Source organism: Photorhabdus aballayi (assembly GCF_026153155.1).
GTDB classification, from domain to species: Bacteria; Pseudomonadota; Gammaproteobacteria; order Enterobacterales; family Enterobacteriaceae; genus Photorhabdus; species Photorhabdus luminescens.
The window spans coordinates 87,850-112,963 of the sequence record NZ_JAPFCD010000005.1; the positions used below are offsets into that span (position 1 = coordinate 87,850).

The 25,114-nt window shown below is 42.1% G+C and carries 25 protein-coding genes and 1 pseudogene; 9 read left to right on the forward strand and 17 right to left on the reverse strand.

Annotated elements, in window-relative coordinates:
- Nucleotides 1–40 precede the first annotated feature (40 nt).
- The 3 genes from cgtA to rplU all read right to left on the reverse strand — a co-directional run bounded on the left by cgtA (nucleotide 41) and on the right by rplU (nucleotide 1,929).
- Nucleotides 41–1,216 carry an Obg family GTPase CgtA gene (gene cgtA, locus OO184_RS04485; RefSeq protein ID WP_265378151.1) on the reverse strand — a complete coding sequence of 392 codons (1,176 nt, stop codon included), beginning with the start codon at nucleotides 1,214–1,216 and terminating at the stop codon, nucleotides 41–43.
- A 127-nt stretch (nucleotides 1,217–1,343) separates the two neighbouring features.
- Nucleotides 1,344–1,601 carry a 50S ribosomal protein L27 gene (rpmA, locus tag OO184_RS04490; protein ID WP_011148617.1) on the reverse strand — a complete coding sequence of 86 codons (258 nt, stop codon included), beginning with the start codon at nucleotides 1,599–1,601 and terminating at the stop codon, nucleotides 1,344–1,346.
- A 19-nt stretch (nucleotides 1,602–1,620) separates the two neighbouring features.
- On the reverse strand, nucleotides 1,621–1,929 hold the full coding sequence (rplU, locus tag OO184_RS04495; RefSeq protein ID WP_214052309.1) for a 50S ribosomal protein L21: 309 nt from the start codon (nucleotides 1,927–1,929) through the stop codon (nucleotides 1,621–1,623).
- A gap of 251 nt (nucleotides 1,930–2,180) precedes the next feature.
- On the opposite strand from rplU, the gene ispB reads away from it, so the two are divergent.
- Complete coding sequence (gene ispB, locus OO184_RS04500; protein WP_265378152.1) at nucleotides 2,181–3,152, forward strand: octaprenyl diphosphate synthase; 972 nt, start codon at nucleotides 2,181–2,183, stop codon at nucleotides 3,150–3,152.
- Between the two features lie 21 nt (nucleotides 3,153–3,173).
- On the opposite strand, the gene OO184_RS04505 is transcribed toward ispB, so the two are convergent.
- Nucleotides 3,174–3,554, reverse strand: coding sequence for a DNA-binding protein (locus tag OO184_RS04505; protein WP_049585090.1), 381 nt, complete (start codon nucleotides 3,552–3,554; stop codon nucleotides 3,174–3,176).
- A gap of 76 nt (nucleotides 3,555–3,630) precedes the next feature.
- Nucleotides 3,631–3,978 carry a DNA-binding protein gene (locus OO184_RS04510; protein ID WP_283256217.1) on the reverse strand — a complete coding sequence of 116 codons (348 nt, stop codon included), beginning with the start codon at nucleotides 3,976–3,978 and terminating at the stop codon, nucleotides 3,631–3,633.
- Nucleotides 3,979–4,163: 185 nt separating this feature from the next.
- On the opposite strand from OO184_RS04510, the gene OO184_RS04515 reads away from it, so the two are divergent.
- The gene (locus tag OO184_RS04515) at nucleotides 4,164–4,430 is read left to right on the forward strand and encodes a helix-turn-helix domain-containing protein (RefSeq protein ID WP_011148622.1); all 267 of its coding nucleotides are present in this window, start codon (nucleotides 4,164–4,166) and stop codon (nucleotides 4,428–4,430) included.
- 101 nt (nucleotides 4,431–4,531) lie between these two features.
- Here OO184_RS04515 and mdh read toward each other — a convergent pair whose 3' ends face one another.
- Nucleotides 4,532–5,470 carry a malate dehydrogenase gene (mdh, locus tag OO184_RS04520; RefSeq protein WP_265378154.1) on the reverse strand — a complete coding sequence of 313 codons (939 nt, stop codon included), beginning with the start codon at nucleotides 5,468–5,470 and terminating at the stop codon, nucleotides 4,532–4,534.
- Nucleotides 5,471–5,926: 456 nt separating this feature from the next.
- Between mdh and argR the strand changes: the two genes are divergently transcribed.
- Nucleotides 5,927–6,397: a transcriptional regulator ArgR gene (argR, locus tag OO184_RS04525; RefSeq protein WP_036776550.1), complete on the forward strand. Its 471-nt coding sequence runs from the start codon at nucleotides 5,927–5,929 to the stop codon at nucleotides 6,395–6,397.
- Between the two features lie 45 nt (nucleotides 6,398–6,442).
- On the opposite strand, the gene mpl is transcribed toward argR, so the two are convergent.
- The gene (gene mpl / locus OO184_RS04530; protein WP_265378155.1) at nucleotides 6,443–7,813 is read right to left on the reverse strand and encodes a UDP-N-acetylmuramate:L-alanyl-gamma-D-glutamyl-meso-diaminopimelate ligase; all 1,371 of its coding nucleotides are present in this window, start codon (nucleotides 7,811–7,813) and stop codon (nucleotides 6,443–6,445) included.
- A gap of 165 nt (nucleotides 7,814–7,978) precedes the next feature.
- Between mpl and fbp the strand changes: the two genes are divergently transcribed.
- On the forward strand, nucleotides 7,979–8,983 hold the full coding sequence (fbp, locus tag OO184_RS04535; protein ID WP_265378156.1) for a class 1 fructose-bisphosphatase: 1,005 nt from the start codon (nucleotides 7,979–7,981) through the stop codon (nucleotides 8,981–8,983).
- A 461-nt stretch (nucleotides 8,984–9,444) separates the two neighbouring features.
- Here fbp and OO184_RS04540 read toward each other — a convergent pair whose 3' ends face one another.
- The 3 genes from OO184_RS04540 to OO184_RS04550 are packed head-to-tail and all read right to left on the reverse strand — an operon-like array spanning nucleotide 9,445 to nucleotide 12,179.
- Entirely contained in the window at nucleotides 9,445–9,960 is a 516-nt protein-coding gene (locus OO184_RS04540; protein ID WP_265378157.1) for a hypothetical protein, read from the reverse strand.
- Between the two features lie 48 nt (nucleotides 9,961–10,008).
- The gene (locus OO184_RS04545) at nucleotides 10,009–11,250 is read right to left on the reverse strand and encodes a cytochrome P450 (protein ID WP_265378158.1); all 1,242 of its coding nucleotides are present in this window, start codon (nucleotides 11,248–11,250) and stop codon (nucleotides 10,009–10,011) included.
- A 17-nt stretch (nucleotides 11,251–11,267) separates the two neighbouring features.
- Nucleotides 11,268–12,179, reverse strand: a complete 912-nt coding sequence (locus OO184_RS04550; RefSeq protein WP_283256218.1) for an HD domain-containing protein — start codon at nucleotides 12,177–12,179, stop codon at nucleotides 11,268–11,270.
- A 276-nt stretch (nucleotides 12,180–12,455) separates the two neighbouring features.
- On the opposite strand from OO184_RS04550, the pseudogene OO184_RS04555 reads away from it, so the two are divergent.
- Nucleotides 12,456–12,653: pseudogene (locus tag OO184_RS04555) on the forward strand (IS630 family transposase); the annotation flags it as partial.
- On the opposite strand, the gene OO184_RS04560 reads toward OO184_RS04555, so the two are convergent.
- On the reverse strand, nucleotides 12,555–12,827 hold the full coding sequence (locus OO184_RS04560) for a hypothetical protein (RefSeq protein ID WP_265378159.1): 273 nt from the start codon (nucleotides 12,825–12,827) through the stop codon (nucleotides 12,555–12,557). The pseudogene OO184_RS04555 and the gene OO184_RS04560 overlap by 99 nt on opposite strands.
- Between OO184_RS04560 and ppa the strand changes: the two genes are divergently transcribed.
- On the forward strand, nucleotides 12,826–13,356 hold the full coding sequence (gene ppa / locus OO184_RS04565; protein ID WP_011148627.1) for an inorganic diphosphatase: 531 nt from the start codon (nucleotides 12,826–12,828) through the stop codon (nucleotides 13,354–13,356). The two genes, OO184_RS04560 and ppa, sit on opposite strands and share 2 nt — an antisense overlap.
- 101 nt (nucleotides 13,357–13,457) lie before the next feature.
- Here ppa and OO184_RS04570 read toward each other — a convergent pair whose 3' ends face one another.
- The 3 genes from OO184_RS04570 to tamA are packed head-to-tail and all read right to left on the reverse strand — an operon-like array spanning nucleotide 13,458 to nucleotide 19,320.
- Nucleotides 13,458–13,805, reverse strand: coding sequence for a gamma-glutamylcyclotransferase family protein (locus tag OO184_RS04570; protein ID WP_049585080.1), 348 nt, complete (start codon nucleotides 13,803–13,805; stop codon nucleotides 13,458–13,460).
- Nucleotides 13,806–13,807: 2 nt separating this feature from the next.
- Nucleotides 13,808–17,581 carry an autotransporter assembly complex protein TamB gene (gene tamB / locus OO184_RS04575; RefSeq protein ID WP_265378160.1) on the reverse strand — a complete coding sequence of 1,258 codons (3,774 nt, stop codon included), beginning with the start codon at nucleotides 17,579–17,581 and terminating at the stop codon, nucleotides 13,808–13,810.
- Entirely contained in the window at nucleotides 17,578–19,320 is a 1,743-nt protein-coding gene (gene tamA, locus OO184_RS04580; protein ID WP_265378161.1) for an autotransporter assembly complex protein TamA, read from the reverse strand. Before tamA ends, tamB begins: the two co-directional genes overlap by 4 nt.
- Nucleotides 19,321–19,434: 114 nt before the next feature.
- On the opposite strand from tamA, the gene msrA reads away from it, so the two are divergent.
- The gene (gene msrA / locus OO184_RS04585) at nucleotides 19,435–20,070 is read left to right on the forward strand and encodes a peptide-methionine (S)-S-oxide reductase MsrA (RefSeq protein ID WP_265378162.1); all 636 of its coding nucleotides are present in this window, start codon (nucleotides 19,435–19,437) and stop codon (nucleotides 20,068–20,070) included.
- 165 nt (nucleotides 20,071–20,235) lie between these two features.
- The gene (paeA, locus tag OO184_RS04590; RefSeq protein ID WP_265378163.1) at nucleotides 20,236–21,567 is read left to right on the forward strand and encodes a polyamine export protein PaeA; all 1,332 of its coding nucleotides are present in this window, start codon (nucleotides 20,236–20,238) and stop codon (nucleotides 21,565–21,567) included.
- Between the two features lie 115 nt (nucleotides 21,568–21,682).
- Here paeA and OO184_RS04595 read toward each other — a convergent pair whose 3' ends face one another.
- Nucleotides 21,683–21,889: a stringent response modulator YtfK gene (locus tag OO184_RS04595; protein WP_011148633.1), complete on the reverse strand. Its 207-nt coding sequence runs from the start codon at nucleotides 21,887–21,889 to the stop codon at nucleotides 21,683–21,685.
- 290 nt (nucleotides 21,890–22,179) lie between these two features.
- Between OO184_RS04595 and OO184_RS04600 the strand changes: the two genes are divergently transcribed.
- The gene (locus OO184_RS04600) at nucleotides 22,180–22,734 is read left to right on the forward strand and encodes a YtfJ family protein (RefSeq protein WP_265378164.1); all 555 of its coding nucleotides are present in this window, start codon (nucleotides 22,180–22,182) and stop codon (nucleotides 22,732–22,734) included.
- Nucleotides 22,735–22,829: 95 nt separating this feature from the next.
- Here the strand turns inward: OO184_RS04600 and cysQ are convergent, their stop codons facing one another.
- Nucleotides 22,830–23,573, reverse strand: a complete 744-nt coding sequence (gene cysQ, locus OO184_RS04605; RefSeq protein ID WP_088374101.1) for a 3'(2'),5'-bisphosphate nucleotidase CysQ — start codon at nucleotides 23,571–23,573, stop codon at nucleotides 22,830–22,832.
- A gap of 118 nt (nucleotides 23,574–23,691) precedes the next feature.
- The gene (locus OO184_RS04610) at nucleotides 23,692–25,065 is read right to left on the reverse strand and encodes an MFS transporter (RefSeq protein WP_265378165.1); all 1,374 of its coding nucleotides are present in this window, start codon (nucleotides 25,063–25,065) and stop codon (nucleotides 23,692–23,694) included.
- Nucleotides 25,066–25,114: the final 49 nt, after the last annotated feature.

Sequence of the window (25,114 nt, forward strand, 5' to 3'; positions counted from 1 at the left end):
TGATGAGAAAGTAAAAGAATCAGATGAGAAAATGAAAGAATCAGCGTTTATAAATAACCTCAACACCTTCATCGTCATCTTCGTCCCAATCGTCATCCCAGTCATCGTCTATTTCCGAAACCTGTTCCAATTGTTTTTTATGGTAGTCATCCCACATAAATTCAACTTTCTCAGGGTGAGCTTCACCTTCTGTTATGCTCATATTACGAGGCTGAGTTTTCATAAACTCCATAATATCCCAGCAAAGCGCTTTAACGCCCAGACGATTTATCGCTGAGATCATATAAAAGTCGCCTTCCCAACCCAATTCATCAGCAATAGCTTGGGCACGCTGTCTAGCTTCCTCTGGCTCCAACAAATCAACTTTATTGAATACCAACCAACGCGGTTTTTCTGCCAATTTTTCACTGTATTGCTGTAGCTCGTTGGCAATAATCCGGGCATTTTCAACAGGATCTGATTCATCAACAGGGCAAATATCAATTAAGTGCAGTAATACCCGGCAACGTTCCAAATGTTTCAAGAAACGAATACCCAAGCCAGCGCCGTCGGAAGCACCTTCAATGAGCCCTGGAATATCAGCCACAACGAAACTTTGTTCGTTATCCATCCTTACTACACCCAAGCTTGGTACCAGAGTGGTAAATGGATAATCTGCAACTTTCGGTTTAGCAGCAGAAACAGCACGGATAAATGTGGATTTGCCCGCATTTGGCATTCCTAGCATACCAACATCGGCCAACAGCATCAGCTCCAGCATCAATTCACGGGTTTCACCTGAGGTCCCCATCGTTCTTTGACGAGGAGCCCGGTTAACAGAAGATTTAAAGCGGGTATTGCCAAGCCCGTGGAATCCACCTTTCGCTACCATTAAGCGCTGTTCATGACGAATCATATCGCCTAGAACCTCACCGGTTGCCGCATCACAGACACGGGTCCCAACAGGGACTTTAATCGTGATATCCTGACCACGCTTGCCTGTACAATCACGGCTTTGACCATTTTGCCCACGTTCTGCCCGAAAGGATTTTTCAAAACGATAGTCAATCAGTGTATTGAGATTTTCATCTGCTAGCAGATAGACATCTCCACCATCTCCACCATCTCCACCGTCTGGCCCACCTTTCGGAATATATTTTTCACGACGGAAGCTGACACAACCATTGCCACCATCCCCCGCAACAACCAGTATTCTGGCTTCATCTACAAATTTCATATTTTTCTCCGTATGATAGCCATTACAGTGCTGGACGGCCGTTGTTACCCAGAGATGGCGTATTTTAGAATATAAAAAGCCCCGCAACACATGCAGGGCTTCTGATTCGGTTTATAACTCGAAAAACTTATTCAGCTTCGATGCTGATAAATTTGCGGTTTTTCGGGCCTTTAACTTCGAATTTAACTTTCCCGTCAGCTAATGCGAACAGGGTGTGATCGCGACCACAACCAACGTTATTGCCAGCGTGGAATTTAGTGCCACGTTGACGAACAATGATGCTGCCTGCTAATACAGACTCGCCACCAAAACGTTTTACACCCAGACGTTTGCTTTCAGAATCGCGGCCATTACGAGTTGAGCCGCCAGCCTTTTTGTGTGCCATTAATCTGCTCTCCTAAATCTTAAGCGATGCCAGTGATTTTAACATCGGTGAACCACTGACGGTGGCCTTGCTGCTTACGGCTGTGTTTACGACGACGAAACTTAACGATTTTAATTTTCTCGCCACGACCGTGGGCAACCACTTCAGCTTTGATTTTAATGCCTTCAACGACAGGAGCGCCGATTTTGATGTCATCACCATTAGCGACCATCAGAACCTGGTCAAACTCAACAGTTTCACCCGTTGCGATGTCCAGCTTTTCCAGGCGAATTGTTTGACCTTCGCTGACTCGGTGTTGTTTACCACCACTTTGGAAAACCGCGTACATATAAACTCCGCTTTCCGCACGCCCCCTTAAATATCATTCCAGAGCGCGCTATAAATATTCATAATAGGGCGCGAATTCTACGCAAAAAAGCCTAAGAAGACAAGTGCAGAATTAGAGCAGATGATAAAAAAACATAGTTGCTGAATTGTCATTTATTTAGACTGTTTTTCGAGTACAATCAAGACACAGCAATAACTATTTTAATGTTAATATGAACACAGCTCTGCATTAAAACCCATAGCCGAAAAAATATGAATTTAGAATCTATTATCAAGCTAACCGCTGATGATATGGCAGCGGTAAATGAAACCATTCTTAGTCAGTTGAATTCTGACGTTACGCTTATTAATCAGTTGGGCTACTACATAATCAGTGGCGGTGGAAAACGCCTCCGGCCAATCATTGCCATCCTAGCTAGCAGAGCATTGGGTTATCAGGGTGATAAGCATATTACTGTTGCTGCATTGATTGAATTTATCCACACAGCGACTCTGTTACATGATGACGTCGTGGATGAATCAGACATGCGACGTGGCAAAGCAACTGCCAATGCCATGTTTGGTAATGCAGCAAGCGTACTAGTTGGTGATTTTATATACACCCGCTCTTTCCAGATGATGACAGCTCTTAACTCCATGCGAGTTCTTAAGTTGATGTCAGAGGCAACCAATGTTATCGCTGAAGGCGAAGTTTTACAGTTGATGAACTGCAATGATCCAAATATTTCTGAAGATGATTATATGCGGGTGATTTACAGTAAAACAGCCCGATTGTTTGAAGTCGCCGCCCACTCTTCCGCAATTCTTTCTAACGCCACCCCAGAGCAAGAAACAGCTTTGCAAAATTACGGATGTTATTTAGGCACTGCATTCCAGTTAATAGATGACTTACTCGATTATGATGCCGATAGCGATACATTAGGCAAAAATACTGGAGATGATCTTAACGAAGGTAAACCGACATTGCCTTTGCTGCACGCTATGAATCATGGTACTCCAGAACAATCAGTACTTATTCGTGAAGCAATTGAAAAAGGTAATGGCCGCCATTTACTCGAAACCGTGCTGGCAACCATGAAACAATGCGGCTCACTGGAATATACCCGTAAACGAGCAGAGGAAGAAGCAGATAAAGCAATAGCTGCTTTGCAGGCGCTGGAAAACTCCCCATACAAGCAAGCACTCGTGGGGTTAGCCCATATTGCCGTACAACGCCTTTCTTAATCGATAGAACAAAACCTGGGGTTAATCTGACTCCAGGTTTTTCTCTGCGTCTTCAACACCTACATCAATATAACCAATAAGTTTTGCCAGCCCCTCTCGAAGGATAAATTTCACAATTTTTTCCCGCTCAACTTTAGTTAATTGATAGTAAGCCTCAATCCAAATTAAGAATGGGTCTTGCCGTTTGTTTGCATAATCAATAGTGCTTTCCCCTACAGATAGCACATTAAGTACATCCTCAGGCAAACTATTTATATGATATTCAAGAGCCTTGCCCTGAACACCCCGTTTACGTCTATATTCCCATCCTTCCCGCCTTGCCATCAGATTTATTCCCTGTGGCGAAGAAGGAAGTCCGGCAATACCAACCAGCTCTTTAGCTGAGTACCATTCTTTTTTCATACTTTTCTTCTCACTTTGCACCGGGATAATGAAGAAGAATCCAAGTTAGTTGGCATTTTTAATTTCCAAAAGTGGGTTAAATAACAGAAATTTTTTCTAAAAAACTTCTGATACCATCCCGTAAGATCATGGCTGTCACAGCCTGTTTCTCAGATTCTGATAACTGATGGAAAGCTCCAACCCAAATCGATAAAGGATCTTGTTTCTGCACCTGATACTCAGAAGATGATTCATGAAGCTCCAATGCTGCAATGGTCGTTTCCGGGAAACAGGAGTAGTGATACTCGACTGCTTTACCTTGCACACCTTGTCTTTTCTGACGTAACCACTCCTCGCGTTTTGCTCTGGCATTAACTCCTTGTGGTGATCCAGGTAACTCACCCACGCCGATTAACTCCTTGGCCGAATACCACTCTTTTTTCATCACGTTTCTCTATTTTTGTTACCAAGTTCAAAAAAGAAGCCTTTAAGAAAAAATTTGGAAATATTTTTAGAAAAATAATGCTATTTTATTTCTCAATAACAGGTTTAAGTTCGTTATTGCTCTCATGCGTACCTGTTATTTATACCACTAAGATAGCATCAAATTTAATAAAAAAAGGATTAAAAATGATTTCAAGGAAATCTGATTGGCATCCTGCCGATATAATTGCAGCTTTACGCAAGCGGGGAACAACCTTAGCTGAAGTATCACGCAGAGCAGGGCTTAGCTCATCGACCCTAGCTAATGCGCTATCTCGCCCGTGGCCAAAGGGGGAATGGATAATTGCGAATTATCTGGAAATACACCCTTCAGAAATTTGGCCAAGTCGTTATTTTGATCCAAATACTGGAGAGTTATTAGAAAGGAAAGTACGCGAACAAACAAATAATTAGCTAACGAATTATATTAGTTGAATAAAAACCGCCGGTAATTCTCTATACCAGCGGTTTTATTATTTCATAGATATATATTTTTTACTTATAAAATATATTAATTAGTTATTAATAAATTTTTCGCCTAATTCTATATCTTTTCTCAATACATCCAGCATGCCTTCCAGTGCTGCCTGTTCAAAATCACTCAATTGACCAATGTCCAAACGCTCTTCTACACCATTTTTACCCAAACGAATCGGCTGAGCGAAGAAGCGAGCATATTCGCCATCACCTTCAACATAAGCACATTCCACAACATCACTTTCGCCTTGTAAGCCGCGGACTAGAGAGAGGCCCAGACGAGCCGCAGCTTGCCCCATAGACAAAGTTGCAGACCCTCCACCCGCTTTAGCTTCTACCACTTCAGTACCGGCATTCTGGATACGTTTAGTCAAGGAAACCAGCTCTTCATCAGTAAAGCTCACACCAGGGACCTGAGACAACAGAGGTAAGATTGTCACACCAGAATGACCACCGATAACGGGTACTTCGATTTCCTGTGGTTTTTTACCTTTCAATTCAGCAACAAAAGTATTAGAGCGAATAACATCCAGGGTCGTGACGCCAAACAGGCGATTTTTGTCATATACACCCGCTTTTTCCAGCACTTCGGCTGCAATAGCTACAGTTGTGTTGACTGGGTTAGTAATAATCCCAATCAGTGCTTTCGGACAAGTTTTAGCCACTTGTTCTACCAGGTTACGAACGATCCCCGCATTAACATTAAACAGATCTGAACGATCCATACCTGGTTTACGGGCAACCCCGGCAGAAATCAATACAACATCTGCTCCTTCTAATGCGGGAGTTGCATCTTCACCAGCAAAACCTTTAATTTTCACTTCCGTTGGAATGTGGCTCAGATCAACAGCCACCCCAGGCGTCACCGGAGCGATATCATATAAAGAGAGTTCTGAACCTGAAGGAAGCTGGGTTTTTAGTAGAAGAGCAAGAGCCTGACCAATACCACCGGCTGCACCGAGAACTGCAACTTTCATCCTGATACTCCTTAAATCGTTTATACTTTAAAATGCTGTAAATTCATCTGGTTAAGAACCATAGATTACTACGTTTTTGAAAACAATCTGTTAACAGCCAAATTGTGGACTTACGCTCTAATAGTGGGACGCAAAAGTCGCCGTATTCTAGGCAAAATGCTTATCTGTTAATGAGATAATGGACACTATTTTGAGAATTTCTCTACGATTTCACGAAATAATAGGCTAAATACCTTACACCCAACAACAACGCCAAACAACATCATTTGATTAACAATATATTTACCTGATAACCCATTAAAAAAAGCAAATTTTCATATTCATGTTTTATGAATTTCTATATAACATAAGACCAATTTTTCATGGTTCAAATTGGCTATAAAATCATTATTATTGCATAAAAATTCATTTATATGCATAATGGCAAGCTTCATAGCTGATTGAATATGGTGAAATATGCGTACTCCCTCTAAACAGGAAGATTTAGTAAAAGCTTTCAAGGCGTTATTGAAAGAAGAAAAATTTAGCTCTCAAGGTGAAATTGTCACTGCTTTACTGGAAGAAGGTTTTGAGAACATTAACCAATCCAAAGTTTCCAGAATGCTCACTAAATTTGGTGCTGTTCGCACCCGTAATGCCAAAATGGAGATGGTCTACTGTCTACCTGCTGAACTTGGCGTCCCAACAGCCACTAGCCCACTAAAAAACTTGGTACTGGACGTTGATCACAACCATTCAATTGTTGTCATTCGCACAAGTCCCGGTGCTGCACAGCTTATTGCCCGTCTGCTAGATTCTCTTGGTAAAGCAGAAGGTATACTTGGCAGTATCGCTGGTGATGACACCATTTTTACCACACCGGCTAGAGGTTTTACGGCAGAACAGCTACGTGAAGCAATTCTTGGGTTATTCGAACAAGAACTTTAAATGAACGCGCCAACAATGGCGCGATTCATTTTCCCGCAGTTATTTTCAGGATCGACAAGCTTTTTTATTCAGTGCAAATAGCAATTTTTCATGAATACCACCAAACCCACCATTACTCATAACCAGAATATGATCACCCTGTTGTGCCTTATCAACAATCATATTTACCAGTGAATCGATATCAGCACTCCAGTAAGCAGGCTGAACACAGCGATCTGCAATTTCTGATACATGCCATTTAATATTAGCTGGCTGAAATAAGAACACTTCGTCAGCACGTCCTAATGCTGGCGCGATCTCATTCTTACTGATACCCATTCTCATGGTATTTGAACGTGGTTCCAACACAGTAATAATACGCGCAGTTCCACCAACCTTGCTACGCAGAGCTTCTAAAGTTGCCAGCATTGCTGTCGGGTGATGAGCAAAATCATCATAAACGGTGATGCCATTCTCCTCACCACGTAACTCAAGGCGACGACGCGCATTAATAAATCCGCTTAGAGCACAGCAGGCATCGGCTGGCTGGACACCAACATGATGCGCAGCGGCAATTGCAATCAGCCCATTGCGCATATTATGTTCACCCACCAGCGACCAGTTCACCTCTCCAACAACTTTACCATCATACAACACCTGATAATTACGGCTGTCTGTACTGATCTTTTTTGCCTGCCAGTTACCGGTTTCACCTACTAGCTCCAATTCACTCCAGCAGCCCATAGACAAAACCTGTTTCAGGTTAATATCGTTATCCGGAGCAAGGATCTTACCACTACCCGGAACGATCCTAACAAGATGATGGAACTGTCTCTGGATAGCAGCCAGATCGCCAAAAATATCGCCATGATCGAATTCCAGATTGTTCATGATCAGCGTACGTGGGCTGTAATGCACAAACTTAGATCGTTTATCAAAAAAAGCGCTGTCATATTCATCAGCTTCTATTACGAAAAACGGACTTTCCCCGATCTGAGCTGATGTTTCAAAATTCCCCGGAACACCACCAATTAAGAAACCGGGTTTATAACCACAAGTTTCCAAAATCCAGGCTAACATACCCGCAGTTGTTGTCTTGCCATGCGTCCCCGCAACCGCCAGCACCCAACGTTCAGATAAAACATAATCATGCAGCCATTGTGGGCCAGAAGTATAAGGGAGCCCACGCTCCAGCACAGCTTCTACACAAGGATTCCCACGGCTCATAATATTACCGATGATGACCATATCTGGCTCAGAATCCAACTGTGCCGGGTCATATCCCTGAATCAAATTAATCCCATGTTTTTCCAGTAAGGTACTCATTGGTGGATAAACATTGGCATCAGAACCAGTCACTTCATGGCCTAGAGAACGAGCCAAAATTGCCAGTCCCCCCATAAAAGTGCCGCAGATACCAAGAATATGAATACGCATTGATTTCCTATTCCATAGTATAAAGTTAGTCACTATTCTAACCATCAAAAGCAAGATAAGAAATGGAATAGCCTATGAATCATCCCTTTCTTTGGCTAAACTGCCCGCGTAAGAGTGCAATGGACACTCTAAAACCACTATCAAATCACATTCAGGACTTTCGTCATGAAAACATTAGGCGAATTCATCGTCGAAAAGCAGCACGATTTTTCTCACGCTACGGGTGAACTCACTGCATTGCTTTCCGCTATTAAGCTCGGAGCAAAAATCATTCACCGTGATATCAACAAAGCCGGTTTAGTGGATATTTTAGGAACCAGCGGTGTGTCCAATATCCAAGGCGAGGTGCAGATGAAACTGGACCTGTATGCTAATGAAAAACTCAAAGCAGCACTGAAAGCACGCGGTGAAGTTGCGGGGATCGCTTCAGAGGAAGAAGATGATATCGTTATTTTCGAAGGAGACCGCGCTGAAAACGCAAAATATGTTGTTTTGATGGACCCATTAGACGGTTCTTCAAATATTGATGTAAACGTTTCCGTCGGTACTATCTTCTCTATCTACCGCCGAATTACCCCAATCGGCCAGCCAGTGACTAAAAAAGATTTCCTGCAACCAGGTCATCGTCAAGTTGCCGCCGGATATGTTGTTTACGGTTCTTCAACTATGCTGGTCTACACCACCGGCTGTGGGGTACACGCCTTTACTTACGATCCTTCCTTGGGAGTATTTTGTCTTTCCCATGAGAAAGTTCAGTTCCCACCCAATGGCAATATGTACTCCATCAACGAAGGGAATTACATCAAATTCCCTATGGGGGTAAAGAAATACATCAAATATTGCCAGGAACAAGATGAAGCGACTCAGCGCCCTTACACCACCCGTTATATTGGTTCGCTGGTTGCTGATTTCCACCGCAATTTGCTGAAAGGTGGAATCTATATCTATCCAAGTACTGCCAGCCACCCATCAGGAAAATTGCGCCTGCTATATGAATGTAATCCAATGGCATTCCTGGCTGAACAAGCCGGAGGTAAAGCCAGTGATGGCGTCAATCGCATTTTGGATATCATCCCATCCAAACTGCACCAGCGCGTACCTTTCTTTGTGGGTAGTAAATCGATGGTGGAAAAAGCCGAGAGTTTTATGGCTGAGTTCCCAGATGAGTAATTTCATCGGTTAATTTACATAAGAGGCGGTATACCGCCTCTTTGGAAACAAAACATGAGAAAACAAATCAAATATTTTCTAAAATCAGCGTATTATCTTGGAGTACTATATATCTTAGAGTACTATAATAGTGCCAAAATGCTTAATTAAATAGGGATAGAACATAAGCAGCCCCACAGTACGGGCTAAGAATAATATACTACTGACTATTCCTGACATATTTGTACTAAGACCACTTTTCTCAGCAATAACAAAGTAAAAGTTGAGAAAAACAGCCCATGAAAAGAAATAAGAGAAACATAGTGTTTTTAATACATTAATTAACATATACCCTATGGATTTCAAGATGCATCGCGACGGCAAGGGAGCGAATCCCCGGGAGCATAGAGAACTATGTGACCGAGGTGAACGAGTGCAGCCAACAAAGAGGCAACTTGAAAGATAACGGGTATATATGATTACTACCTTAACGCCTTATTTATCAATCCTATCGCAATATTAAAACCTTTTGGTTCAGATATTGCAGAGTGAGCACAATTTACTAGTTCTATGGTTACCATATCAGAGTACTTTAACTTATCCATAAAGTATTTTTCATCGTTGGAAAAAAATAACGATATAGGTTTAATTGGTTTTACACTCAAATAATCACGAATCCGTGAACCAAAAATACAAATAGAATTCTGAATTGGTAAACATTTATCACCAGATATTCTCCATGCCACTGTAGCCCCGATACTAAATCCAATTAGTGTCACCGGAGAATCAATATGTTCAAGAGCACATCTCACTTTACGTGTGTATTTATCTATTGATGATACACTATGAAAATATTCATACATTTTATTTTTATCATTTGGAATTATATTTCCAATTTCATAAGGTGAAATAAACGACACATCACCATCTAAATATTCTGCGATCAATTCCACATGTTCTGAAATTCCGTAAATATCAGTTAAGATTATAAATTTCATATAGCACCTTACCGCCCCAAAAGTAATACAACTAATGGGGCATCATTATTATTTCACTTTAATACTCATTGATTTAATACCATGGAAAGTTGGATTGTGTGACCAATTAGGACTGTGAACATTGTAGCCAAGTTGAATGTCTTTAAAGGTACCAAACAGCTTTTCTAATATCACATTGAGCTGCATTTGTACAAATGCAGCACCAATACACGCATGGTATCCACCACCAAACGCAACATGATTTGACTTTTCTTCCCTTCGAATATTAAACACATCGGGATATTTGAAAGCACGTGGATCACGATTTGCGGCACCTAAAAACAGATAAACCGAATCGTATTTTTTAATAATCTCTCCGTGTAGTACGATATCCTTAGCAGCATGATGAGTTACATATTGAATTAGTCCTTCAAAACGCATCGATTCCATGAGCGCATTATCAAGTAGTGACTTATCTTGTTTAAAAGCTTCCATCTGTTCAGGATGAGTAATCAGACAGTGCAACATATTCATTAGCATAAATTGTGGAATTTTATGCCCACCAAAAATCAGATGAACAGTTTGAGCTGCTATTTCTGAATCACTTAACATCGCCTCATCTTCAAACTTCTCAGAATTAGCCAAACGGCTAATGAGATCATTTCGAGGTGCTTTACGACGAGATTTGATAGTTTCGAATAGAAAATCAAACATTTCTCTCATGCTCTTTTTAGTAATATCCGAAATTCCTTTATCAGGTACGCTCGATACCACAAAGTTTTGCATGAAATCAGCAATATCATCCGACCATTTAATGAATTTATCTACTTCGCGTTCATCCAGACCTAACATTTTACACAAAATCATCGCAGGTAATAGATGAGCAACTTCCTCCACGAAATCGATTTCTGTATGACCGCTATCTGTAATCTTTTGAATCAATGTATGTGTAATCCTAGCAATTTCAGGCTTGATAATTTCAAGCTCTTTTCGCATAAATGCTTGATTCATGAATTTTCTAAGGCGTGTATGAGCTGGTTTATCGTTGTAAATCATCCAAGTTGAGATAATATCAATAATTTCTTTAAAATGCTCACTTTCACCTTTTTTGAGATTATCTAGCTTTTCTTGAATAAGGTGGCTGGTAATCAAATCGTTAGAACGCAATAAGCTTGATACATCCTCATATCGTGTAATAAACCATGAATTCATTTCTTCGGAAAAATATGCAGAGGCTTCATTTCTCAAACGTTCGTATACTGAGTATCTGTCATTAAGATATGTATCTCCATACACGCTAAACTGCTCCATTTACTACTCTCCTTACTTTAATAATATGTTAGTGTTTGTTGCTCAGTTAACGATGAAATCAAATCAACGATATCTCGGACTGATTCATTTTCTTGTCGCCTCTGAATCAGTGATTCAAATAAACAAGAAAGTATCTGTCTTGAATATTCATCTTCTTTTGTTGCGTATTCGTGTTCGATCAAGAATTGCTTACTGATTGCCGCTGCACATCTGGTGAAATCTCGGAAGGCATTGGAATTAATCTGCCCTTTAGAGTCGAAGAAAAATTGTGTAAGTACTGTGGAAGCTATCTCGGCAGCACTTTTATCTATCATCTCAGTGATGACCTTACACACATCCAGATAATGTGTTTTTCGATATGAATCTAAAAGAATCGCATCCCCTCTCTCAATAACCATATCTTTTATATCGCTGACAGTGTAAGAGATCTCGTCAGCGTAATTTACAACAGTTTTTAATTTCTCCAGATTATAATCCTTTGATAACGTCAGAAGAAAACTTTCCGATTCGTAAACTCCCTTGAATAGTGTGATATTTCGAAAATGTGGGTGTATTGGGATTACATAATTGTATTTAATACAAAGTGAAGAAATAAAACTTGGAAGTTCAAGATACTGGCAAGCTATCCTGACACTTTGAGCATTACTTTCAACCCCCCCATGCCCTAACATTAGCCCATTCAATACTCGCTCGCCTGAATGCCCAAACGGGGGATGACCAATGTCATGAAGCATTCCAGAAATACGGCAAAGACAAAGCTCAAATTCATCGAGTTCGCTACCAAACAGAGGAATACAATTGATAACATCGTTAGTATGTTTTATCCGTGTATAGTGTGCCAAACTTCTGAAATGATATGGGATAAACTGGGTTTTTCCTCCTAAAGACCTATAATGCCAACTTCTTGAAATATGCTTTTCGATTTCCAATAATTTTTCAATTTTTTTTCTCGAACAGCATTATCTAGTACAAACATCCCTGCACCCTAAACAAATCATCCTAGAATTTGTTATGTATACTAACAAGTTAGAACAACAATGTAAAATCAATGTGAATATATTGTGGAATTTAAAACATTTAATATAGTTAACACCAACTAAATAACTTTCCCATAACACTGATATTATTTTCTTTTTCTTTCGCTTGTGTTGTTCACTGAAGCCTACTCCATGAGTTCGCCGACTTTTGCTAAATAACTGTTCCAGATAAATGAAGCACTGAAGAAAGGCAATCTTGACCATCCGGTATTTTACGAAGATGAAGTCGATATACATTTCAATCCGAAAATAGGTGCAAACTGGCAATTACGGGGACCACAACGTATCGTTACATCTGGTCAAAATGAGAAATACTACCTGACTGGTACCTTGCATAGTGACACAGGGGAGCTGGATCTCGTCGGGCGTTAAGTGACAACCTGTACTATCCGCTAGTGACAGTACCACCGAGTTATCGGCAAACTCAGAGGCAGCATCAACCAACAAGCTATTTGTCAGAAAAATGGAGAGTACTTTAAAAAATGTTTTGGCTATAATACCCGCCACTCTATTCTGGTTTGAAATAAAGGAAACTTTCATGAGCCTGAACTTAGTACCAGCAGGAAAAGAACTGCCCGAAGATATCTATGTCATTATTGAGATCCCTGCAAATGCAGATCCGATTAAATATGAAATTGATAAAGAATCCGGTGCGCTATTTGTAGATCGTTTTATGTCTACCACGATGTTCTATCCATGCAACTATGGTTACATCAACAACACTTTATCTCTGGATGGTGACCCAGTTGATGTTCTGGTTCCCACTCCATACCCGCTACAACCAGGTTCTGTAATCCGTTGCCGTCCGGTTGGCGTCCTGAAAATGACTGATGAATCAGGCGAAGACGCGAAACTGGTTGCAGTTCCACATAGCAAACTAACCAAAGAGTATGATCACATTAAAGATGTGAACGATTTACCAGAACTACTGCGCGCTCAGATCACTCACTTCTTTGAGCACTATAAAGATCTGGAAAAAGGTAAGTGGGTTAAAGTTGATGGTTGGGATAATGTTGAAGCTGCGAAAGCAGAAATTATCTCCTCTTTCGAACGTGCCGCTAAGAAATAACTTTTCTCTGTTTAAATAATTAAAAAACCTCTGGGGAACATCACCAACAGAGGTTTTTTAAAACCTACTCCCTTTTTGTTATGACAAAAAAGGATTTTTATTTACTCTTCCGCGTGACGCTTCAACCAATCACCGCTTTTTATCCGCCGCAAACCAGCTATCGGAAACTGATAAAGATATATCCATGCATTGCCATACGGTGTCTGAATCAACTCCCTTACATACTCCCGCGAATTATCTTTCAAATCATCTAATTCTGTCAGGATAGTAGAATTGATTCGATATACCTCACATTCAATACTTCCGTCACCACGGATAACCGCAGGATAATGCCCAAGGTCATATAGCTCATAGCCTTCCAGCCGATGATCACCTAACCATTGAGCATCGGTCATCCAGTGATGATTGCCCTGTTTGCGCCGTAAGCTGCCATAAACAATAATTCGCATTTTTAAAACTCAAACTGATAGAGCAAATCCAATGTCTGATCAATACCAGACACCGCTTCCAGATACAATCTAGGCATTAACCTATAACGTAAGGTTAATGTTGCCAGTGAATCAAATATACCAACACCATACTTAACTTGCAGATCTTTTGTAATCTTTCCGCTAACAACTACCTGTGATTTATCACCAACCCCCTGAGTATCCAGCGCCAAGTCGGAAACACCAAATATTTCACCGATCTTACCCACCAATTGACCACTCTGTGCAACCCCCAAACCTATTAATATTGCCGTCATCTGTGAGTTGTCCGAGTTACTATTCTCTAATCCCTCACCACGCAATAGATAAGAAAGCGCTTCCAATTGTGATCTAACAGGCTCTGAGAAAATTTCTACTTTTGGCTGATCCGCCAAACCGGTCACCCTTACCCCTGCAATAACCCGCCCATCGGTAGAATCTGGATTACGGATAGCCTCAATGTTAAGTAATGGCTGATCAGGTGGACCTGAGAACATAATCAGCCCTTTACGAACGATCAGATCCTGCCCATAAGTATGGAAACGACCATCAAGAATATCAACTTGACCATTCAAACCTAAGCCCTGTTTATCTTGAACAACCTTCAGATCGCCTTTGAGTTGCGCTTTAAGTCCGAAAGCACTGAGACGAACATCGTCTCCGATATGAATCGTCAAGTTACTTTGAATCGGGATCGACGCTTTTCTCTCTTGTAATGGCTGAAGATTCTCATTCAATATCACTTCATCCGGTGAAGCCTCAACTGTCGATTCTGGTAGCTCCTTCACAGTAATACGCGCCCAAGGAATACCAACGCTGCCATCCAATTTCAGCAACTGAGGAGAAGCCTCAAACACCAGAGCAGGGCTAACATCAATTTTCACCATTGGCGGCACAGTTACCCTCAACTTGTCACCATTAGCCGCCACTCTTGCATGCCATGCATCCACATTGCGCCAATCTGCATCGCCATTTAGGTTAATCTGCCCTTTCGGCGTTTTAATAACCCCATCAAGAACGGAGCGTATTCCATCAAAATTCACACCAATTTGCCCTTGAGTAACATCAAATGGAAGCCAATGACCCGAAGCTTGCAGTGCACTCAAGTTTAGCCGACCAAACAATAATGGATTTTTGGCATTGCCTCCCAGACGCAAGTTGGCATATAAATGACCTTCAGCCTTATCACCTTGTCCAAGGATCGGCTCAATCAACGCCAGTGAAATATCCTGAATATCGACATTGCCTGATAGATTACGACGCCCTGCAAGATCAGCAACCTGTACGTCACCGTTAAACTGACCATTTCCCATAATCTTAAACAACCAATTCAGCTTTGCTGTGCCATTTTTCAAGCCTGCATTGAGAGTCAGCGTCTGGAAATCTACCGGTAATGCAGTACCATCAACCATCTGCTTAACCTGAACCCCATCACCATGCAGATTAACATTGGCCTGAGGTAATCCGCCTTCCGCGCTCCATTTAACGTCAGCATTACCACTGAATACGCCTTTCAAATGTGTTTCAGGCCCCAATAATGGCTGAATCATAGCAAGATCAAAGCGTTCAAGAACAATGGATGCGCTACCGCTGGCGCCTGCTTCAATGGATTTAGGTACGCAGAGCCGCGCATGTGGATTCAGCCAACAATGTGGGCCCACAGTGACTTTTTGTTGCTGATTAAGATAATCGAGAGTTATTGCTTTAGTTAAACGCCATTCTCCAACCGGAGTGTCAAAACGGGTATTGTCAATACTACCTTCCCATCGCTGTTGCTTACGATCAAAACTACCATTAAGTGAAAGTTGACCAGCAATCGGCTCGCCGTCGATCTTCAATTGCAAATTGTGCTGTTTCTCATTGCCCTTTGCATCCAACATCAAATTACGGACAATCAAATCCGCCTGTTTCAGTTGACTGACTTTAACAGCAAGATCCCCGTGGATCTGTTCAGCAGAGCGTACATTCCCCTTTACACTCACACGATCAATACGTAAATCCTGCCACTTCAATCCATTGGCATTGAGATCTGCCAAAAGCTGAGGCGCTTGCCTATTACCACGCAGTTTCAACGTCCCATTCACGACACCGCCAAGCCCCGGTAATATGCCATCCAGCTTCGGCGCACTGATATCACCATCCAGTTTCCACTGTTTGGATAACTGTCCCTGGAGATTCATTTTATTGCGCCCTAAAGCCAACTCAAATTGAGGAATATTCCACTGACCAGCCGCATTACCAGAAATCTTACCTTTGGCTTTCACTAAGTTCTGTTTTACGTTACCGTCCAGCGTAATTTCCGGGATCTGGAGCTGCCAACTACCACCGTGTAAACTACCACGGGTCACTATTTTTCCATCTATTTTGGCAGGCCATTCCGGCCACTGTTTAGCAGTATTAATCCCTGAGAGCGTCAGCACCGCATTCCAACTTACCGCCTTACTCCAATCTGCCACACCTGCCAGTTCAGCTCTTCCCTGCAAAGCAGATAGGCGTAGACGAGTTAACCTAAACTGCTCTTCATTGCCTTTAGCATCTAACACGAGTAATGCCGGTGGGATTTCATTACCCTTAATACTGGAACGCAATGACAGATCATAACCACTGGCCTGACCATTCAGGCGCATTTTTACGCCATCAAGCTGATATTCAGGCTCACCCGTTAAAGGCCAACTTAGTTGCTGGCTTTCAAACGTCATCCGCACTGGCAAACCCGTCTTCGTCAGCTCCGTTTGTGCATCAAGTTTAGCACTGACAGGCCCTGACAAATTCAGCCCCAAACTGAGTTGTTCCAGTAAAGCGCCATTAAGTTTTACATCAACCTTTTGCCTTTGGATCTCTTGTCGATTTAACTCGCCTTTTATTACCAGTTTTATCGGCCACTGCTGCGCCAGAGTCGCAGAACCATTAATGGTAAGAGAACCTTCTGGCATTTTGACATTCAATTTATTGAGCTGAATCTGTTGCCCCTGATTGCTGAGTTGCAGTAAAAACTCATTAATTGTGATATTGGTATCACCCGTCAGCCGTAATTGCTTGCCACTAATCCCTGCAATAGTCACATCCAGTGGAATAGGTACTTCTGGTAACGTTGCCAATAACGGTTGAGAGAACAATTTTTTCAGAATTTCTGCCAACGATTTTTCCGGTCCAGTCCCTCGTTTCGCTTTCTCCTCTGCTTCCGCTGTTTTCAGCCGTTCAGGGGTAGTTTTTGGCAGTCCCACCAGCAATCCGTTAATTTTTGTTGGCTTAAGCATTAATGCTTTCTGCTGCCAGTAAGCTGCGGTCCTAAATTCATCAAGGGCAAATACCATATCATCTACGGTGACAGTGACATTTTTAACCGATAGCAAATCAAGTGAGACTGGATACGGCGTCCTCAGTTCAGCCAAAGGTTCTGACTTTGGCGACGATTCTCCCGCAGAGGGCAATTGGCTAGTATTAATCGCAACTTCTACGCCTTCCGTTGTCAATGCATTAACACATAACTGGCTATCTTTAAGACAAGAAAGACGTAGAGAAAGGTGGAGTTGATTAACATTGACATTCACACCGGGCATTTGATACTTAACGCCTTTCAGAGTCAAATCCCACCAACCACCACTGACGCTGGCTATATCCAGCCCCGGCACCCAACGGGCAGCACTGTTAATCATAAAATGCAGGCCAGATTGCGTTCCTACCAACCCGGCAACAGCAATAGCCAACAAAGTCACCATCAGCAAAAAAACAATACTGACCTTTTTAATCCATCTCATAATTCAGATCCTAACCCGATGTAAAACTGGATGTTACGGGATTCTGAATCCCCTATTGGTCTGGCAAGGTCAAATTTAATGGGGCCGACCGGAGAAGCCCAACGCACACCAACACCTACGCCGGTTTTAAAATTGCTCTTTCTAATGTCATTAATGGCTTCACCAGTATCAACAAAAACAGCACTCCACCAATTGCCGGTTACGTTATATTGATACTCAAGCGAACCCACAGCCAGTGCGGATGCACCGGTTAACTTTCCTTTTGCATCTTTAGGAGAGATTTTCTGATATCTGTAACCACGGACACTATGATCACCACCGGCGAAAAAACGTAAGTCAGGTGGAACTTTGTCGAACGCATTGGTTTCTATCCAACCCAAATTACCCCGAGCAACAAAACGGTGATTATCCCAATAAGTTCTGATCCAGACGTTTTGTGCCTGTAACACCAGAAAATCAACATCAGACCCCCAAAGGGTATCGGAGATATCAATAGAATAGCGCTGGCTATCGCCCCAATAAGGCATCGTTCCCCCACGTTGGCGGATACGACTAACATTCGCGCCCGGGTATAACAACATTGCCGTATTGGTGACATTAGCCTGAGTAAAGTGGCTGAGGCTCCAACGCATATTAATCCCATACTGCCAACCCGTTGAAAGATCCCAATTACGGGAAAGATTCACTGTCGCGGTGTCTGATACGGTATCGTTGATATCTTTACGCTTATAACCTGTCTGTAATGCGTAATATTGCTCTAACGGGTTCACCTTCAGCGGCATTTTATAGGTGGCATCAACAACTTGTTCAGGTGCAGAAAGGTTGATGCTGGTGCTAAAGCTATGTCCACGGGAATTAACCCAAGGTTTTGTCCATTTAGCCTTTACTCGTGGCCCTACATCAGATCCATAACCCCCACCCAGTTCAACATAATTTTTAGAACGTGGTGTTAATACCGCCTCAAGAGGAAGTATTCCGTCACCATTTTTTCTGGCGGCATTAAAATCCGGCGTGACTACTGCCGAATTAAACCAACCCGTTTCCGCTAACCGCCGGTTTAATTCGGCCAATTGATCAGAGGCGTAAAAATCCCCTTTTTCGAATGGAACCAAATGATTCAGATAATCTTCGCGGATCTGCGAGCCACGATAATGTATCTGACCAAAGTGATAACGCTCACCGCTATTAAAAACAAAGTCCCAGAATGCCTCATGTCGCTCTTTGGAAACCCCCAATTGGCTCTTTTTCATAACAGCATCAAAATAGCCTTTCCTAATAGCAAGCCCAGTCAGAGAACCTTTCAGGCCTTCATATTCATCATGGTTAAGAACCGTGCCTCTCTTTGGGCTTTTGCTTTTTACCAGTTTGGCATAATCTCCATCTGTCTTAGCACCACCTTCTAAAACAACATTAACATCGGCGATTCGCACAGGTTCGCCTGTGGTAACTTTTGCCGTTAATACCGAGCGAGCAGGCGGTTTATTTTCCTGATAGGTAAATTCGATAATGGGTTCATAATAACCAAGCGGGCGTAAGCCTTCACGAATCGCTTTATCTACACGAGAGCGGAAACGGCCATCTGGCGCAACTTCATCAGTGCTGATAGTGGAAAGATGAATTCGGGCATTTTTTTCTAAACTGCCTGTTAATCCTTCTATTTTCAGACGAAGATTAGCACTATGAGCAATGGGAGCTGCGATAGACACACAAAGAAAGCATAAAACGGGGTATCTCGACACGCGAACTCCTAACCTGATCGGAATAATTTAACTATAATAAATTTATCTTGAGTAACGTTTATAATATATACAATCTATTAATGTCTGAAAACTTAATAATTACAGGAGTAAATTGTGTCAACTTCAGCTAATAAAACCTCATCTATTGATCCTCAAAGCGCATTACCAGGCAGAACTGAGCCACTTAAGGTTTCACCTAACCATGCTGTTACTGATCATGTAATAGAACCTGTTCCAGAAAATATGGAAGTTGCCTATTTTGGTATGGGATGTTTTTGGGGCGTAGAACGCCTATTCTGGCAACAACCCGATATTTACACCACCTCCGCAGGTTATAGCGGCGGTACAACAGCGAATCCAACTTACGAAGAAGTTTGTAGCGGCCTGACCGGACACGCTGAGGTTGTTAGAATTGTTTACGATCCAGCAAAAAACAGCTACGAAAACTTATTAAAACTTTTCTGGGAAAACCACGATCCCGCTCAAGGGATGCGCCAGGGCGGGGATATTGGTACTCAGTATCGCTCCGCAATTTATACCGTGTCACCTCAGCAACATGAACTGGCATTAGCCAGCCTTGAACGTTTCCAACAAGCAATGCAACAACAGAGGGATAACCGCCCTATTACAACGGAGATCACAAAAGCGGGGCCATTCTATTTTGCTGAAGATTATCATCAACAATATCTATTTAAAAACCCTGAGGGGTATTGCGGACTAGGCGGTATTGGTGTTTGCCTACCCAAATGAACAAAAACTAGTCGTTAGATTTTATTAATGTTATAATTACTACTCTAATCAATGGCTTTCCAAGTGTTTGTTATCACTTTTTATTTTATATGATTTTATTGTTTCCTCCGGTGCTCTTCTAAATGATAACCACCCCTACCACCGGAGGTAAAACACGGATTCCTTATGCTAAATAGTCTCTTAATAGTGTCTCTATTGTGCGCGATAAGCGCCTTTTTTTCGTTATCTGAAATCTCTCTTGCTGCCTCCAGACGAATCAAACTAAAACTGATGGTAGATGAGGGTAATGTCAACGCAGCCCATGTCCTCAAATTACAAGAAACACCGGGAATGTTTTTTACCGTGGTGCAAATCGGCCTAAATGCAGTGGCAATTTTGGCAGGTATTGTCGGTGAATCCGCATTCTCTCCTTCACTGAAAGCTTTTTTCATGAAATTTATGCGCCCCGAATGGGCAGAACAGCTAGGCTTTATCTGCTCATTTACCATTGTGACCAGTATATTCATTTTGCTCGCTGACTTGACACCAAAACGTATCGGTATGATTAGGCCTGAAGCCGTCGCAGTAAAAATCGTAAACCCAATGCGTTTCTGTCTGACAGTTTTTCGTCCATTAGTTTGGTTATTTAATGGCCTGTCTGATCTTATCTTTAAGATCTTTAAAATTCCGACAGCGCGTAATGAAGACATCACATCTGATGATATTTTTGCGGTTGTGGAAGCAGGCGCCGTTGCGGGTGTGCTGCGTAAACAAGAGCATGAATTGATTGAAAACGTGTTCGAACTCGAATCCCGCACAGTACCCTCTGCCATGACCTCAAGGGAAAGTATCATCTACTTCGACAAGAATGAAAGTGAAGAAAGTATCAAACAACAGGTTTCCAGCCAGCCGCACTCCAAATACCTGATATGTGATGGAGATATTGACCACGTTATCGGTTATGTGGATTCCAAAGACTTACTCAACCGTGTCCTCAGCGGTCAAAGCCTAAGCTTCAATCAAGGTGTCCAGATCCGCAACGCGCTGATCATTCCAGATACTTTGACACTTTCCGATGCTTTAGAAAGCTTTAAAGCGGCGGGTGAAGATTTCGCTATTATCTTGAATGAATATGCACTGGTAATGGGTGTGATTACCCTGAATGATGTTATGACCACCCTGATGGGTGATTTAGTCGGCCAAGGGCAGGAAGAGCAGATCATCATCCGTGACGAAAATTCATGGTTAGTAGAAGGGGGAACACCTATTGATGATGTACAAAGGGTACTGGATATTGATGATTTTCCCGATTCAAGTAACTATGAAACCATTGCAGGTTTCATGATGTTCCGGCTGCGGAAAATTCCAAAACGTACCGATTCAGTCAAGTTTGCTGGTTACAAGTTTGAAGTTGTCGATATTGATAACTACAAAATCGATCAGCTACTAGTTACAAAAATCACTGATACTCCTACTACCACGCCAACGCAAACCCCACTTATCAGTGATGATAGATAAATAAAAACGGCCTATTCTTGAACTAAGGCCGTTTAGTATTCTCGTGTTAAGCGCCACTCATTGCTATTTTGTGGCGCAGATTACATCAGTACGCAACCCGACTCTTTTTCGTTTTCTATCCTATTTCGGCTTGCAAACGTAGCACTTGCTGATTGACTTCGCTCATTACACTAAAATGACGCTTATCTCTCACCTTCGGCGGTAAAATTTTGCCGCAGTCGAATTCAAAAGCCCCCATGTCTTTAATGTATAAACGTCCACGGAATAAAGTTTTAACGTAGAGAGCAATTTTCAGTGGGTTATATCGGTGAAAAATTTTCATCTCTGCTTTTTTCCTCCTAAGTGCTTCTTACGGTTACGTTTGGTGAACCAACTCCATACACCATACCGTTATGTAGAATAATAGACTGAATTTATCCGATTTTGTTCCCCCCATTTTTAATTTTATGCACCGAATTTACATAAAATGACAGATATTTAGATATACATAACTATGTAACTTTATCTCTTACTTAATGTTAAAAATTTGATCTTCTTTAAAGAGATAAATCAGTTAATACTCGCTATGCTAGAGATCCATGTATTGTCACATTAACCTACAAAGGAAAAATCATGATAAAGAACTTTATGCTATATGCTGTGCTACTTTGTTCTCCTGCTTTAGCATTCGCTCACAACATCACTCTGGAACAACAAGTTCCTGCGATCAGTGTTTCTGATAAAGGTGAACTGCTACTCAACAATAACAAGTTTAGCTACCAAAATTGGGATAGTGGAAAACTGATTGGTAAAGTGAGAGTCATACAACATATTGCAGGTCGCACTGCTGCTAAAGAGATGAATGCTCCACTGATAGAAGAAATAAAACGCGCTGATTTTTCAAAAGAAAAATACCAAACAACCACCATCATCAATGTCAGTGACGCCATATTCGGTACTGGACCATTTGTGCGTAGCAGTATTGAAGATAGCAAAAGAGAGTTCCCGTGGTCTCAGTTTATTGCTGACAGTAACGGCGTGGCCAAAAAAGCTTGGCAGTTAGAAGCTAAAAGTTCTGCCATTATTGTCCTGGACAAAAATGGCGTAGCGAAGTTTGCCAAAGAAGGTGCGCTAAACAGTAGCGAAATCAAACAAGTAATTGAATTAGTTCGTAAAGAACTACAGTAAAAACATCCGTGGTGATAACGACTTGCAGGTATGTTTTCGTTTGCCCTTATCACCACAATTCTGCTGAAAAACGACTCGGCTAAAAACCATCACAATTAAAAAATCGTCACTCTAAATCCCGGATTCAAGAATGATTCACGAGGAGTATAATCTAGCGTCTGACCTTTCCAGTTCGTCACATGAGCGCCAGCAGCAATAGCTATCGCGTGACCCGCCGCAGTATCCCAGATATGAGTGGGCCCAAAGCGAGGATAAAGTTGCGCTTTTCCTTCCGCCACCAAACAGAACTTTAGTGAAGATCCCACAGAAACCGTCTGATGTTCACCTAACTGATTGAGATAATCTTCTAATTCCGTATCCATATGGGAGCGGCTAACGACTACTATGGGTGGATTAGCATCACGAATTTTAATCGGCAAACATTGACCACCACAGGTCTTTTTCCATGCCTGCCGCCCTTGCCCGAAATAAAGCGTATCCTGCACAGGAGCATATATGACTCCCATCACAGGAACACCCTCGTCAATCAAAGCGATATTAACCGTAAATTCACCGTTACGATTAATAAATTCCTTGGTCCCGTCCAGAGGATCAACTAACCAATAGCGCTTCCAATCACGTCTCTCTTCCCAAGTGGGAAGCTCTTCTTCCGACAACAGTGGAATTTCCGGAACAATACGGGATAATCCGGCTTTAATGATTTTATGAGCCGCAATATCAGCCATAGTAACCGGTGAATCATCTTGCTTATGATCAACTTTCAGAGGATGTTCATCCTGATAAATTGTCATAATAGCCGCACCAGCTTCCTTAGCCAGTTGGCAGATTTGTTCTAGCATCATACACCTCTGCGGTTAGTCATCCGTTATCATTTTAGACTATATTACCAATTGATCTTTTTATTGGAACGGTAAGAATTTTATTAGCCCTCTTAAATTCAGCATTAAAAACTTTATGCTAATACCCACGACTTCGTTGTAAACCCAGGCACACCGCAAGCGCCACTAAAGACAACATAGAGGCTATCAGTAACGCCATAGCTTCCGAGATATAGATGACAAACTCCCCGCCATGTTGCGTCAACAATGAAAAAAAAGCGACTCCTGCGGCAAACCCAGTTTGACGCAACGTGCTGGTAAGGGCTGCCGCCAATCCTGAATTCTCAGGAGCAACATTATCCATCACCAACCTTGCCATTAATGGATTAAGTACTGCCGCTCCCGTACCCAACAGCAACAACCCAGCCGCCAACAACCAGACATTCCCATCAACAACCGGACTAAAGATACCCGCGAGCAACACCAGTCCAACCGTTAACATCAGGAATCCCTCGGTAGCTTGAAGATTAAAACGCTCGGCAACCCTCAATAAAGGCACCAAGGTTAACGGCAAAGAAAGCAATAGCATTGTCATAGCCAGATACAATGCATCAAAACCCAACTTCACCGCGAAATATTGCGGCAACACCACAAACAGACTCCAGTAGGCGATAGAAAAAATAATCGGCAGAACCAACGAAATAAGAAAGGCACCATTTTTAAGCTCAGGTAAGCGAGTGAAACTACGTACAGAAAAACGATGACACAGCCAAACGCTTACTACTCCCAGGATAAGCAGCGTTGCCTTGACAATAGTACCATTTTGCCCCGGAAGCACTTGCTCAATGTATTGATACATAGTGACCAACAGCAGAATTGCAGTCACTGGTAAGGTACTAAAGAGCGAAACACGGCTTAACGCCCCACCAGCAGACAAGGTGCTGCCTTTTCTTTTCAACATCAAGAATATAACCAGCCCCCCCAAGGGCAAGTTGAGCAACAATATCCATGACCAGTCTAGCATCCTGATTATCAAGCCCCCCAGAGGCGGCCCCAGAGAAAAACTCAGCCCAAGTATCATTGACCAAGTTTTGAAAACCTGTGAGCGATTACTACTTCCCATTGGAAACAGGAGATTCAGCAGCGCCATCGCCGCTGTATTTAAAAAGGCGGCAGCAATTCCTTGAATTAAACGAACAAAAGTAAAACTGCCAAGAGAGACACAACTAACGGACATATAAGAAGCAACAACGAACACCAACAAGGCGGAAATCAGTGTCCTCATAGCTCCCAGACGATCAGTGATTATTCCGGCAGGTAATAAGAAAGCGGCGAAACCCGCCGTATAAGAAATACTGAGCCATGCGCCTTCTTTAACACCGAAACCCAATTCAGTTGCGATCACCGGGATAGCAACCCCTAAACCAGTTGTATCAAAACCAATCATAAAGGTGACAATCATGATGGCGATAAATATGGCTCTGTATTTCGTATCTTGATTAGAAGAATTCATATAGTCCTATGATTAAGAGGATGAATATAGCCACGCTTTTCCACACATA

What these genes read in the sequence shown, in the direction of transcription:
- rplU (WP_214052309.1), bottom strand. Translation starts at nt 1,929, where the DNA reads ATGTACGCGGTTTTCCAAAGTGGTGGTAAACAACACCGAGTCAGCGAA.
- OO184_RS04545 (WP_265378158.1), bottom strand. Translation starts at nt 11,250, where the DNA reads ATGGAGCAGTTTAGCGTGTATGGAGATACATATCTTAATGACAGATAC.
- mpl (WP_265378155.1), bottom strand. Translation starts at nt 7,813, where the DNA reads ATGCGTATTCATATTCTTGGTATCTGCGGCACTTTTATGGGGGGACTG.
- ppa (WP_011148627.1), top strand. Translation starts at nt 12,826, where the DNA reads ATGAGCCTGAACTTAGTACCAGCAGGAAAAGAACTGCCCGAAGATATC.
- OO184_RS04595 (WP_011148633.1), bottom strand. Translation starts at nt 21,889, where the DNA reads ATGAAAATTTTTCACCGATATAACCCACTGAAAATTGCTCTCTACGTT.
- cysQ (WP_088374101.1), bottom strand. Translation starts at nt 23,573, where the DNA reads ATGCTAGAACAAATCTGCCAACTGGCTAAGGAAGCTGGTGCGGCTATT.
- OO184_RS04510 (WP_283256217.1), bottom strand. Translation starts at nt 3,978, where the DNA reads ATGAAAAAAGAGTGGTATTCGGCCAAGGAGTTAATCGGCGTGGGTGAG.
- cgtA (WP_265378151.1), bottom strand. Translation starts at nt 1,216, where the DNA reads ATGAAATTTGTAGATGAAGCCAGAATACTGGTTGTTGCGGGGGATGGT.
- ispB (WP_265378152.1), top strand. Translation starts at nt 2,181, where the DNA reads ATGAATTTAGAATCTATTATCAAGCTAACCGCTGATGATATGGCAGCG.
- OO184_RS04515 (WP_011148622.1), top strand. Translation starts at nt 4,164, where the DNA reads ATGATTTCAAGGAAATCTGATTGGCATCCTGCCGATATAATTGCAGCT.
- OO184_RS04560 (WP_265378159.1), bottom strand. Translation starts at nt 12,827, where the DNA reads ATGAAAGTTTCCTTTATTTCAAACCAGAATAGAGTGGCGGGTATTATA.
- paeA (WP_265378163.1), top strand. Translation starts at nt 20,236, where the DNA reads ATGCTAAATAGTCTCTTAATAGTGTCTCTATTGTGCGCGATAAGCGCC.
- OO184_RS04600 (WP_265378164.1), top strand. Translation starts at nt 22,180, where the DNA reads ATGATAAAGAACTTTATGCTATATGCTGTGCTACTTTGTTCTCCTGCT.
- mdh (WP_265378154.1), bottom strand. Translation starts at nt 5,470, where the DNA reads ATGAAAGTTGCAGTTCTCGGTGCAGCCGGTGGTATTGGTCAGGCTCTT.
- rpmA (WP_011148617.1), bottom strand. Translation starts at nt 1,601, where the DNA reads ATGGCACACAAAAAGGCTGGCGGCTCAACTCGTAATGGCCGCGATTCT.
- OO184_RS04570 (WP_049585080.1), bottom strand. Translation starts at nt 13,805, where the DNA reads ATGCGAATTATTGTTTATGGCAGCTTACGGCGCAAACAGGGCAATCAT.
- OO184_RS04610 (WP_265378165.1), bottom strand. Translation starts at nt 25,065, where the DNA reads ATGAATTCTTCTAATCAAGATACGAAATACAGAGCCATATTTATCGCC.
- OO184_RS04505 (WP_049585090.1), bottom strand. Translation starts at nt 3,554, where the DNA reads ATGAAAAAAGAATGGTACTCAGCTAAAGAGCTGGTTGGTATTGCCGGA.
- argR (WP_036776550.1), top strand. Translation starts at nt 5,927, where the DNA reads ATGCGTACTCCCTCTAAACAGGAAGATTTAGTAAAAGCTTTCAAGGCG.
- fbp (WP_265378156.1), top strand. Translation starts at nt 7,979, where the DNA reads ATGAAAACATTAGGCGAATTCATCGTCGAAAAGCAGCACGATTTTTCT.
- OO184_RS04540 (WP_265378157.1), bottom strand. Translation starts at nt 9,960, where the DNA reads ATGAAATTTATAATCTTAACTGATATTTACGGAATTTCAGAACATGTG.
- tamB (WP_265378160.1), bottom strand. Translation starts at nt 17,581, where the DNA reads ATGAGATGGATTAAAAAGGTCAGTATTGTTTTTTTGCTGATGGTGACT.